The sequence below is a fragment of the Pseudomonas sp. ok266 genome, from assembly GCF_900110195.1.
GTDB classification, from domain to species: Bacteria; Pseudomonadota; Gammaproteobacteria; order Pseudomonadales; family Pseudomonadaceae; genus Aquipseudomonas; species Aquipseudomonas neuropathica.
In genome coordinates this window covers 464,450-476,217 of the sequence record NZ_FOCU01000002.1, presented here as the reverse complement: position 1 = coordinate 476,217, position 11,768 = coordinate 464,450, and the positions used below count along the sequence as shown (strand labels likewise).

Here is an 11,768-nt window from a genome sequence, read left to right as displayed (position 1 = left end):
CATGCTGGGAGCGATCATTCTCATTGTTATCTGCCTGACGCTGCTGGGGCTGTCGATTCGCCTGTTTTTGCAGGGTCTGCGCAAGACCGCCACGGAAAAAGTGCTCAACCGTCTCGCCGCCGGACAACCGCAACTGGCGCCGGAAAAACCTGTGTGGGTCGGACTGGAGCGGATGTTTCTGCGTGCCGGACTGGGCCGCCCGACCGAGCGTTTCGGCCTGTGGCTGAGTCTGTGGGCGCTGGCGATAGCGCTGGGGTATTTTCTTGCTGACTGGATCGGCCTGCTACTGATGATCGTCATACCGCCACTGCTGTTGCGGCTATACATCGCCATTCTTTACCAACGCCGGATCAAACGCATGATCGAGCAACTGCCGCAGTTGCTTGATCACACCGTGCGTAGCCTGAAGTCCGGGCGCACCCTGAGTGACGCGGTCATGGGCGGCATTGAAGCCAGCGAAGATCCGTTAAAAACAGCAATGGGCCGGGTCCAGCGCAACGTGCAACTGGGGGTGAACCTGCCCGATGCGGTCAGTGATTTTGCCGAGCTGTATGAACAGGATGAACTACGCATGTTCGCCCTCGGCCTGAAGGTCAATCATCGCTACGGCGGCAACGCCAGCGAGCTGCTGGAGAACCTGATCAAACTGATCCGCGAACGCGACCAGGGCGCCCGCCAACTGCGCGCCCTCACCGGCGAAACGCGGATGACCGCGTGGGTGCTCGGCTCATTGCCGCTGCTGCTGGTGAGTTACTTCATGCTGACCAACCCCGGCTACATGCTGGGGATGTGGAACGACGCCAGTGGTCAGCACATGTTGATCAGCGCCGCCGTGCTGCAAGTGGTCGGCAGCCTGGCGCTGTGGCGCATGTTGAGGAGCGTCTGACATGGTCTGGCTCGCGGCACTGATGTTGCTGCTCGGCGCCTTGATGCTGGTGATCAATCACCTGCTGATGGAGCGGCGCCGGGTGCGTCAGATCAATCAGCGCCTGCAAGGACAACTGGTGCGCGAGAATCGCTTCGGCAACTGGTTGCGCGCATTGGGCAGCAGTAAGTTCGGCCAGCGTTCGGTGAGCATCGACAGCGAAACCCAGACCCTGCTCAACCGCATCGGCTGGCGCCGGGCCAATGAACGCGCGCTTTTTGCGGCCTGCCAGATCGGCACGCCGCTGCTAACGTTGGGTTTGGCAATTTTTCTGCAAGAGGTGTTTTTCCCCCAGGCTGACAACCGCTGGATCGTGCCGATGCTCGCTACCGGCGGCGGTTATCTGCTGCCTAAACGCTTGCTGGCCTACGCGGCGGCACGCCGGCAGCAAACCATCGCCGTGGAGGTGTCGACGTTCATTCCGCTGCTGCGCATCCTTTTCGAATCCGGCATGGCAGTCGAACAAGCCCTGCGTGTACTCAGCATCGAAGCGCAAAAACTGTTGCCGGAACTGACCAGCGAACTGCGCCTGATCCTGACCCGTGTCGACTCCGGTCTGGAACTTGGCCAGGAGTTGAACAAAGCCGCGGTGATGCTCGCCGTGGACGAATTCAGCGACACCTGCGTAATCCTCCAGCAACTGATTCAACAGGGCGGCGGCGCGATGAAATCGCTGCTGGCGCTCAAGCAACTGCTGGATGACCGGCGCCTGACGCGCTTGCAGGAGTACATCTCGAAAATGTCGGCGAAGATGTCTGTAGTGATGATGCTGTTTCTGTTTCCGGCACTGCTGATCGTCCTCGCTGGCCCCGGCTTCACCGCGATAGCCCGGGCGTTCGCAAACTGACCTTGCTCATGGAGAGCGTTTGATGAAAGTACTGATAGTCATGGCAAGTCTGTTGCTGCTCGGCGGTTGCGCCACCGACGGCCAGGCACCCTGGACAGCGCTGCTGGCACCGAGCAATTGCAGCAAGATGACCCAGGAGCAAGAGCTGGCCCTGAACCTCGCGGACGATCTGGCCAACGACGGCAAACTGCACGCCAGCCTGGCTAACCTGCAAAGCCTGCCGGACAACATCAGCGAAGTGCGCCTGCGCAAAGCCAAGGTCTATCGTCTGCTCGGCCGTAGCGAAGCCGAGCCGCTGTACCGCGGCCTGCTCGGCGGCTGCCTGACCGCCGAAGCCGAACACGGCCTCGGTCAGCTCTACGCTGCTCGCGGCGATAACGGCCAAGCCCAAGCCCACCTGCAACGCGCCGCGCGCCTGGCCCCCACCGACGAAAAAATCCGCAACGACCTGGGCGTGGTCTACCTCAACCAACTGCGCCTCAACGACGCCCGTTTCGAGTTCCTCACCGCCATCGAACTCAAGCAGAACAACCAACTGGCAACCCTGAATATGGTCACCCTGCTGCTGTACCAGAACGATTGGCCACAAGCCGCCGAAATCGTCAGCCGCGCCAAACTGACCCCGCAACAATTCACCGAAGCCCAGGAACGCGCAGAAAAACTCAAAGCCCCGGTCAAGGCCAAACCGGCCACGAGCAATCAAGTGGCCGCCGTCGCTGACCCGTTGCCGTCATCGCTCAAATAAGGAGACAGCCATGAACCCCTTCAAAGGCCTGTGCTACCTGACCCTGCTCAGCCTGCCCCTCAGCGCCGCCGCCATCGACGCCGGCCCCGCCTCGGCGCAACAACAGGAAACCGAAGGCTGGCTGGTCCTGCAAAGCCGCAACAAAGCCGCCTCCCCCAAACCCCAAACGGCGACTGCGACCGAACGGGATTTGGCAATGCAGCGCTGGCTGAAGAAGTACAAATATGAGATTCCGGATTTTTATGATCCGGATGCGGGAGGGAAGATCGAGAGCAAGAATTAGTGATGGGGTGACCTTGCGAGCGCTTTCGCGAGCAGGCTCGCTCCCACCTTTTGAAATGCACTCCACCTGTGGGAGCGAGCCTGCTCGCGAAGAACGATGACGCGGTGTGCCTGGCGGATCAGGCCTGCGGATCCACCCGATCCAGTGCCCGGTTTACCGCCAGCTCGGCCAGCATGATGATCTGCTGAATCGCCAGCGCGGTATTGCGCTCCGGCCGACCCAACTGATCGGCAAAGTTACCCGCCAGCGTATTGGCCGAAGCCAGGGATTCGCAGGCATGGGCGAGCAGGCTTTCGGTATCGATTTTCGGATGGATGAGAAACATCGTGCTCGGTTGGTGGGGTTTCGCGGGTTCGGGGCAGGGGCAGAGGTAGAAATCGAGGGCGCGTTTGATGGCCTCGCGGTTTTTGACGAGGTCGTCGGCGCGGATAGCTTCTTCGAGCGGGGTCGTGGGTTCGGTGGGTGGGTCGGGGATCAGTTTGTCCATAACAACTCCTACTTGGCTGAGGAGCCAACCTTTGTCGTTTCCACACGACAAAAGGTGGCAGCTGTACGCAGGGTGGAAAACCGATAAGTAGGCAACCGGCCAGACCGAAGCCTGCCCGCGCACAGCCGCCGCGACACAGTTTGCAGACGAAAGAAGACGCCGACAATGATTGCGGTAGCGATGCAACGCATCTACTTGAAATTCAGGTTTCCACACCCGGTCGCTGAATTGGCAGCGACAGCCAGAGACTAGAGAGCGCACGTCCGACGGACAACCTGAAAACCGTGTGGGAAGGTTCCGGTTATCTGCCACACATTTAAACAGCCAAAAGCCAACCCTCACCCTAGCCCTCCCGAAACTTCGGACCGCCCATAGGGAGAGGGCTGGGCGGGCGGCGTTTCCGATGAGGGGCGAATCCAACGCAAATCAGAAGCCGTCCCCCTGTGCTCTCCCACAGCTGAAATGCATTTCAAAATGTAGGAGCGAGCCTGCTCGCGAAGAACGATGACGCGGTGTGCCTGGCGGGTAAGGTCTGTGGGTCCACCCGATCCAGTGCCCGGTTTACCGCCAGCTCGGCCAGCGTGATGATCTGCTGAATCGCCAGCGCGGCATTGCGCTCCGGCCGACCCAACTGATCGGCAAAGTTACCCGCCAGCGTATTGGCCGAAGCCAGGGATTCGCAGGCATGGGCGAGCAGGCTTTCGGTATCGATTTTCGGATGGATGAGAAACATCGTGCTCGGTTGGTGGGGTTTCGCGGGTTCGGGGCAGAGGTAGAAATCGAGGGCGCGTTTGATGGCCTCGCGGTTTTTGACGAGGTCGTCGGCGCGGATGGCTTCTTCGAGCGGGGTGATGGGTTCGTGGGGTGGGTCGGGGATCAGTTTGTCCATTGAAACAATTCCAAAGTCTTTGCCGCCACCCACTGCCATTCTCACGGGGCAAAAGGTGGCAGCTGTATGCGGGGTGAGAATACCGGTTATGGACACCCGGCCAGACCGAAGTCTGCCCGCACACAGCCGCCATGACACATTGCAGACAGCAGACAAGCTGGCGGCGATTATGCGTGCACAGAAACTGGATGACCATAAATTGCCGGGTTCTCACACCCGATCGCTGAGTGTTCAGCGACAGTCAGAGACTAGAGAGAGCACGTCTGACGGACAACCTGAAAACCGTGTGGGAAGGTTCCGGTTATCTGGCACAAATTTAAACAGCCAGAAACCAACCCTCACCCTCCCGAAACGTCGGACCGCCCATAGGGAGAGGGGACTGACCGAGGTGTTTGGGAGAGCTACGTCGACGTGAAAGACCGAGTCGAATTCAGATACTGAAAATCACCAGATCAGCTCCCTCACCCTCGGGAGAGGGCTGGGCGGGCGGTGTTCCGATGAGGGGCAAATCCACCACAAAACTAAAGCCGAACACCCGCTCTTCACCACTCAATAGGCCGAGTGTCAGCTCGCCTGCTTTTGATCTTGGAGCCCGTCGGCAGGCTGAGTGGAGGGATTGATCCGGGGGTAGGCGCGCAGCGCCGTTCGACGAAGTCGAACACATCGAAAGGAGGTGCAGCGAAGCAAACCGGAAGCGATGCCCCCGGATCGATCCCGGAGCGAAGGAACCCCGAGCCCCAGCGAGCGGGCCGAACGTCAGGGCGCAGACCTTTTGGTTACTTTTGGGGCGTTTGCCAAAAGTGACCCGCTGTAAGAGCGGAACCGTCAGCAGCAACACCCGCAGCAACGGATATTCACCCAAAACCCCAAGAACCTGGTCGGCCCACAGGCCGCCAAGTCAATGCGCCGTAACCCGCTGCCGCGCAGCAGAAGCACTCGGCGAAAGAGCCAAAGCCAACTGCGTCCGATTATGCATATGCGTCAACCGCAACACCTGCGAAACATAAAGCTTCACCGTGTTCTCGGTAATCCCCAACTCACAGGCAATCTGATAATTGGTCTGCCCCTTGCCCACCAACCGCGCCACATCCAATTGCCGCGGCGACAACTGATTGAAAATCTCCGGCATCTCCTGAGCCTCCGCCTCGGCAGGCTCACCGCCCAACACATCACGAACCACCGCCGAAGGACTACGCCGCACCTTGTCCAGATCCTGATAAAGGTCATCAATCGACTCAGACAGATACTGCAACTTCTGATTCAAATGCCCCAATTGCAGATTCTTCTGCCGCTCCTGCAGCGCCGCCTCCTGACGCCGCACCCCGTCGAGCAACTCATCCAGATCAATCGGCTTCTGATAATAATCGGCAATCCCGGCACGCAATGCCTTGATCACATCCTGCTTGTCGGCACGCCCAGTGAGCATGATCGCCTCGAACACCCGACGCTTGCCCGCCAAACGCTGCAACGCCTGAATCAGTTGAATGCCATCCATGTCCGGCATGTGCAGATCACTCAGCACCAGACCGATTTCCGCGTCCTCACTGAAACACTCGATCGCCTGCAGACTGGATTCGCACGGCACACAGCGATAACCATTGCTTTCAAGAAACTCGCACAACTCCTCCACGATCAACGGCTGATCGTCGACCACGAGGACTTTTACCGCAGACGTAAGCTTGTTCACGTGCTACTCCATGTCCCAGGCCAAAGCTGACCATTCCTGTACTGCCAGCCTTTGGCTGTATAACCAGTTCATTTGAAAGTAGACGTACTTTCCGACTATGTACATAGAACTAGTGGCGCTTGGCGACTAGTGGATCCAAAGCATAACGAGCACTGCACCGACCAGCACGAACGGTGCAAATGGCAGCTTTTTTGACATGCCGGGGGCCAGATATCGCAGACGTTCTCTAAGCCCTTGACTCATATGGAGCCAGACTCTTGGCGCCAGCAGCATCCAGATCAGGCTGGCGACGCCCGCCCCCATAAATACGCCAAGAATAAACAGACCGTCCGTCGCAAGACCGAGGGCTGTCATTAATTTCACATCGCCGGCGCCCATGCGCCCCATGAAAAAACCCGGCAGGGTCAGCGCCAGCGCGATCAGGCAGGCCCAACCGCCCTGCCCCGCCTCAGCGCCCAGCCAAGTGCTGCCGGTCCACAACAGCCAGATCAGCGCCAGCGCCGCCGCACCGAGCGTCAGCCCATTGGCAATGCGTCGCTGGCGGGCATCTTGCTCCGCGCACAGGCCCAGCCAGATCAGGAGGAGAAAACTGTACATCCGGTAAAAACCGTCCATTTTTGCGGAATGATTCTATGCTGAGACTACGCAGTGACAGTCAGGGTAGACGCACTCATGAAAACCGGCTTTCGCAAGTCGCAAAAAGGTGCGGTGGCGATTGAGTTCGCCTTGGTGTTCATCATCTTTTTCGCCGTGTTTTACGGCCTGGTCAGTTACAGCCTGCCCTTGGTGATGATGCAATCGTTCAATCAAGCCACGTCCGAAGCCGTGCGCCGCAGTGTCGCGGTCGATCCCAACACACCCAACTATTCAACCGTGGTGATCAACACCGCGAATGCCACGCTGACCCAGCAATTGTCCTGGATCCGTCCGATCTTCAACCTGGTGGTCGGCGTTGACACCAGTGTCGAATACAGCGCGACGGGCCTGCTGACAGTGCAAGTGAATTACCCGGTCAGCAAGCTCAATCAGGTCATGCCGTTTCTGGTTCTGCCGGGCATCGGCACGGTACCCAGCCTGCCCACCTACCTGACCGCCAAGTCGAGTCTGCAATTTTGACGTCGGGAGACAAACTTTTCGGGCGTTTGCTCAAACGCACACCGCCCGCCGCCCATGAGTTGCCCGACCCACTCGGTTCACCCGCAACAGGCTTGCACCTGTACCTGAACGACGACGGTGACGTGCTGCAAATGGCCGGGCCGCTGCGGCATCTGCTGGCGCAGTTCAAGACTCACGATCGACCCTTACCGCTGAGCGCCTATCTACTGCCGCACAGCACACTGACCATCGAAGGTCGACCAAGGGAGTGGCAGGGGCTTTTGCTTGATCTCGACTTCTTCGGTCTGGGCGAGCAGACCGTGCACGTGCGTGGCTGGGTTCAACCGCTGGGCGAGGGCTGGCTGATGCAGTTGATCGATATCGCCGACTTGTTGCTCGAACGCCAACAATCGCGCCAGCGTGATGCCTGCCAATTGCTCGCCGGGCAGATCAGCGAACAGTTGCGCGCATGCAGCCAGGCGCGGTTGCCGACGATCGTCAGCGAACAATTGCAAATGATCGCCCAGCGCTGGCACATCCCTTGTCTGGCGCTGGCCTTGCTCGATGATGAGCAGCAGGGCTGGCAGATCTATCGTCAGCATCGCGCCCACGATGCGCCGAACCTGTGGCACGACCAGCAACGTCTGGGCACGCCGCTGGACAGCCTGAACGGTGCCGCGCCGCAACGTGTCGGCGCGCATCAGGGCCTGGATGAACATTCGCGAGTGCAGGTTCTGTTCGGCAGTGCCGAAGGTTTCGCGGTGCCGTATAGCGATGAACACGGTGTGGTGGCCTGGCTGCTCTGTGGGTTTTATCCCGTGGACAGCGCCGCACCATACCTGACCGAGCGTGACTGGATGGCACTGCTCGGCGCGCTGGCCGGGCCGTTGCTGGGGCGCCTGCGCGAACAGCAGCATCACCTGCAACTGGAGCGCATCGAAGCGCTGCAAACCCTATTGGGTGCAGGCTGGTGGGAGATTTTGGCAGGCGACAAGCACATTCAACTGGCACCCGCGCTGGCGGCGGTCTTGAACGTGAACCCTGGCGGATTACCGCTGGAAGACTGGCTGACGCAAATCCATCCCGCCGACCGCGACGAGTTGCGCAGCCGTCTGCACGCTTTGCAACAACACGGTGAAGCCCTGACGCTGTCGGTGCGTCTGCACGACGGCAATCCCGCGCAAGCGCCCACGTGGTATCGCGTACAGGGCCAACTGATTGGCAGCGGCGAGCACCGCAGGCTGGTCGGTTTCATGCTCGACATCAGCGACATCCAGAACCAGCAACAACGGGCCGCCGCCGCGCATGCGCGGCTGGACAACCTGATTGCCAGCTCGCCCGCGGTGATTTACGTCCAGCACTACCAGGAAGGCGCGCTGGTCCCGGCGTTCTTCAGTGCCAGCCTGCAACCCTTGCTGGGCTGGAACCTTGAGGACTGCAGCGACGGCGCTCTGGTCGAGATGATCCATCCCGAGGATCGCGAGGTGTATTTCGCCCGCAGCCGCCAGTTGCTGCGCGAAGGTTCGGTGCGCAGCCGTTATCGACTGCGCGACCGTCGCGGCGAGTATCACTGGTTGCTCGATGAAGCCCGTCTGCTGCGCAATGACCTCGGCCTGCCGGTCGAAGCGGTCGGTTTATGGCTGGACGTCACCGAGGCGACCCTGGCAGCCGAACAGGTGAAAAAGAGTGAAGAGCGCTATCGGATTCTGGTGGAAGACTCGCCGGCAATGATCTGTCGCTATCGCCCGGATCTGATTCTGACCTTTGGCAACCGGCCGCTGGCGAAGTATCTGGAATGCACGCCGGAGGAACTGCCAGGGGTTGATCTGGGCAGCTGGATGTCCGAGGAACAACGTACTGCGTTCGTCCAGCGTCTCGCTGCACTGACTGTGGAGCAACCGGTGAGCACCGCGGAAATCAGCCTGCAACTGCCCGGCAGAGAACATGCCTGGTGGGTGTGGTCCGATCGCGGCGTGTTCGATGAGCACGGCCAGTTGATCGAAGTGCAAGCGGTAGGCCGCGACAACACCGAGGTGCGCCGCTCGCAGCAGCAACTCACGCAAAGCGCGAAAATGGCCACCCTTGGCGAAATGGCCACCGGCCTCGCCCATGAAATCAATCAGCCGCTGAACGTGATGCGCATGGCCATCGTCAACGTGCTCAAGCGTCTGGGCAACGGCGATGTGCAGGTCGATTACCTGACCGACAAACTCAATCGCATCGATGCGCAGGTGCAGCGTGCAGCGAAAGTCGTCGATCACATGCGCGTATTCGGTCGACGTTCGGAGATCGAGCAGCAACTGTTCAACCCGGCCTCAGCCATTGAAGGCACGCTGTCGCTGCTGGCCGAGGGCATGCGCGGCAAAGGCGTGGATTTGCGCATCAGCGAGACCGGGTTCGAGGTGCAAGTGCGCGGCTACGTCGATCAGCTTGAACAGGTGTTGATCAACCTGATGGTCAACGCGCGGGATGCGTTACTGAGCAAACGCGAGAAGGACTCAAGCTTCAAACCGTGGATCTCAATCTACGCTGAACGTGATGAGCAGCATGTGCGACTGTGGGTCGAGGACAACGGGGGCGGTATCGATCCGCGTTTGCTGGAGCGGATTTTCGAGCCGTTTTTCACCACCAAACCCATCGGCGTCGGCACCGGGCTGGGGCTGTCGGTGAGCTACGGCATCATCGACAACATGGGCGGCGAGTTGAGCGTGCGCAACTCGGTGGAGGGCGCGCGGTTCTGCATTGAGTTGCCGGTTGCCGTGGACGCCTAGATCACCAGATAGGCCTTGCCGGTCTGGCCGCAGGTCATGTTGGCACCGACGTCGACATCCATCAGGTTAATGCCCAGGCCTTTGAGCAGGTTGTTCAGCAGCGGGTCGAGCAACGGGCTGACCAGGTTGGTCACCACCGGCAGCAGTTTGCTGGTGACATCACTGATCAACGAGGCAACGCCGGTAACAACGGCACCCAATGGATTGCTGCCCTGGGGTTTGTAGACGATCAGGTTGATCCCCGCGAGGGTGTTCGACAGGCTGCCGACGATGTTACTGGTGGGTGCGGCTGACTGAATGCTTGGGGGTAATTTGAGGTTGGCCGGGGTGGCGAATGGCGTAGCGCTGGAGAACACCAGATCCTGAGTGTTTTGCGCAACGCTGGTGTCGAGCATGATCGCAATGCCGCCAGCGCCGTATTGAATATGGGTGGAGGGGTCGCAAGTCCCGATGCCCAGAATCTTGTGGCAGGTGACGATTCCCAGGTCAACCAACGGTAATGGCGTGACAGTCGGTTCAGCGGCCGAGGAAAAGGCGTTGGCAGGGTCGATCTTGCCGAGTTTGAGGTCGGCAATGGATGTGATGGTGTGGGCAGTCAGGCTTTTCGTGCCTGTTGTCCCGGTTGGGCAGCTGTAATCGGTGACATAGCTTTTCGCGCCACCAGCATCCAGGCTGATGTCAATTTCGGGGGATGGCAAAAGGAGTGGGTCAAGTTGCTGGCAACCGGCGCAGGCGACCGAACTCAGGACTGCTACCAGATTCAGACTCAGGACTGCATTGAGCGTCGGCGTCAGTCCCGCGACCAATCCCAACACCGCATTGGTCAGTCCCGTGACCCCGGACAGCACCGGCAGGCTCACCGACAACATCGTACGCACCTGCGCCGTACGCACATAAATCCGGTCCGGCCCGGTCGGATTGACCTTGGCCCGCGCCGGATCGCCAATCGCAGAGAACTGCGGCGGCTCGATCACTTTCACCCGCACCGTGACGTTCGCCAGCCCGAGCACGCTGATCGGCAACGTCGCCGCCACCGCACTCTTGCTGTTGGCCAGTTGCACCACGCCCTGAATCAGCTGCAGCAGTTGCAGATTGGCGTCCAGCCCCGCCGAAGTGGTGCCGGTCTGCAATTGCAGAATGTCACCCAGTTTGACCGGCGCCGCGTTGACCGCCGCCACCTGCAATTGGCCCAGCGCAGTGATCACTTGGGCGGTCGCACCATTGAGTTGCACCACCGTCGCGGCGGCCTGAATCAGTTGCGTCACCGTGGCCTGAGTGTTGAGTAATTGTGTGTAGTTGCCGGCCGCGACGTTGAGATTGATCGCCAGCTGATCAAGGTATTTCAGCAAGTTGATATCGGTGTTCAGCAGGCCGTCCCAGCCTAACGCGGTGAGGTTGACGTTACCGCCGAGCAGCCCGGAAAACAGCGGATTGAGGATGTTCGACTGGGCCGTATCGATGCTCGCCAGCGTGCTGCGAATATTCAGCTGGGCGACCGTTGGCTGCGGTCTGGCGGCCACCGCCGAGGCATTCAGCGTGGTATTGAGACTGACCGGTGTACCGCTGAACAAGGCTTGTACGCCGCCGGCAAAACTGGTGATCACCGTGCGACTGGCGACGACTTTGACCGCAGCCATTTGCGTGGCATCCACGGCGAACGTGCGTAAACCGCTGGCGGCAGTCACCAGGGTGCCGCACGTGGTGGCGAGGGTGTTGCTGGCGTCGACAACGTAGCCGTTGCGCACGGCGCTTTGCCCGGCGTAACTGGCAGCGCTCAGCCCCGGCAGGCAATTGCCGCCACGACTGACGGCTTCGAGGGCGGCGTTGTCCACCACCCGCTGCAATTTGCGTTGCTCCATGTACAAGCGGCCGGTGTCGACCACCAACAGCAGCATCACCACCGCCAGACTGAGGGTGGCCGCCGCCATCAAGCCAATCGCCCCGCGCTGCCGGGCCGGGCTGGTGAATCGCGAACGAGGCGACATGGCGCACTCCTTTGCCGCAAGCTCCATTGGTGCAACTGAGTGTAGACGCGCCTA

At 60.2% G+C, this 11,768-nt stretch carries 10 protein-coding genes and 1 pseudogene; 6 read left to right on the top strand and 5 right to left on the bottom strand.

Going from position 1 to position 11,768, the window contains the following annotated elements; genetic code table 11:
• Position 1 precedes the first annotated feature (1 nt).
• Genes BMY54_RS05575 through BMY54_RS05560 form a run of 4 tightly spaced genes read left to right on the top strand, consistent with a single transcriptional unit; the run spans position 2 to position 2,800 of the window.
• Positions 2-886, top strand: coding sequence for a type II secretion system F family protein (locus tag BMY54_RS05575; RefSeq protein WP_093430271.1), 885 nt, complete (start codon positions 2-4; stop codon positions 884-886).
• Position 887: 1 nt separating this feature from the next.
• Positions 888-1,772 (top strand): type II secretion system F family protein, encoded by an 885-nt coding sequence (locus BMY54_RS05570; protein ID WP_093430270.1) that lies wholly within the window; start codon positions 888-890, stop codon positions 1,770-1,772.
• 22 nt (positions 1,773-1,794) lie between these two features.
• Positions 1,795-2,517: a tetratricopeptide repeat protein gene (locus BMY54_RS05565; protein ID WP_093430269.1), complete on the top strand. Its 723-nt coding sequence runs from the start codon at positions 1,795-1,797 to the stop codon at positions 2,515-2,517.
• Positions 2,518-2,527: 10 nt separating this feature from the next.
• Complete coding sequence (locus tag BMY54_RS05560) at positions 2,528-2,800, top strand: DUF3613 domain-containing protein (RefSeq protein ID WP_093430268.1); 273 nt, start codon at positions 2,528-2,530, stop codon at positions 2,798-2,800.
• Between the two features lie 118 nt (positions 2,801-2,918).
• Here BMY54_RS05560 and BMY54_RS05555 read toward each other — a convergent pair whose 3' ends face one another.
• From BMY54_RS05555 to BMY54_RS05540, 4 genes and pseudogenes are all read right to left on the bottom strand, one after another.
• Complete coding sequence (locus tag BMY54_RS05555) at positions 2,919-3,287, bottom strand: DUF6124 family protein (protein ID WP_093430267.1); 369 nt, start codon at positions 3,285-3,287, stop codon at positions 2,919-2,921.
• 529 nt (positions 3,288-3,816) lie between these two features.
• A pseudogene (locus BMY54_RS05550) lies at positions 3,817-4,176 on the bottom strand (DUF6124 family protein); the annotation flags it as partial.
• A gap of 898 nt (positions 4,177-5,074) precedes the next feature.
• A complete protein-coding gene (locus BMY54_RS05545) occupies positions 5,075-5,863 on the bottom strand; it encodes a response regulator transcription factor (protein ID WP_093430265.1) in 789 nt (262 codons plus the stop codon).
• A 126-nt stretch (positions 5,864-5,989) separates the two neighbouring features.
• Positions 5,990-6,460 (bottom strand): prepilin peptidase, encoded by a 471-nt coding sequence (locus tag BMY54_RS05540; RefSeq protein ID WP_175559554.1) that lies wholly within the window; start codon positions 6,458-6,460, stop codon positions 5,990-5,992.
• A 75-nt stretch (positions 6,461-6,535) separates the two neighbouring features.
• On the opposite strand from BMY54_RS05540, the gene BMY54_RS05535 reads away from it, so the two are divergent.
• Together BMY54_RS05535 and BMY54_RS05530 are read left to right on the top strand one after the other, a co-directional pair.
• The gene (locus tag BMY54_RS05535) at positions 6,536-6,979 is read left to right on the top strand and encodes a TadE/TadG family type IV pilus assembly protein (protein WP_093430263.1); all 444 of its coding nucleotides are present in this window, start codon (positions 6,536-6,538) and stop codon (positions 6,977-6,979) included.
• The gene (locus tag BMY54_RS05530; RefSeq protein WP_093430262.1) at positions 6,976-9,729 is read left to right on the top strand and encodes a PAS domain-containing sensor histidine kinase; all 2,754 of its coding nucleotides are present in this window, start codon (positions 6,976-6,978) and stop codon (positions 9,727-9,729) included. Before BMY54_RS05535 ends, BMY54_RS05530 begins: the two co-directional genes overlap by 4 nt.
• On the opposite strand, the gene BMY54_RS05525 is transcribed toward BMY54_RS05530, so the two are convergent.
• On the bottom strand, positions 9,726-11,714 hold the full coding sequence (locus BMY54_RS05525; RefSeq protein ID WP_093430261.1) for a pilus assembly protein TadG-related protein: 1,989 nt from the start codon (positions 11,712-11,714) through the stop codon (positions 9,726-9,728). The genes BMY54_RS05530 and BMY54_RS05525 overlap by 4 nt on opposite strands.
• Positions 11,715-11,768: the final 54 nt, after the last annotated feature.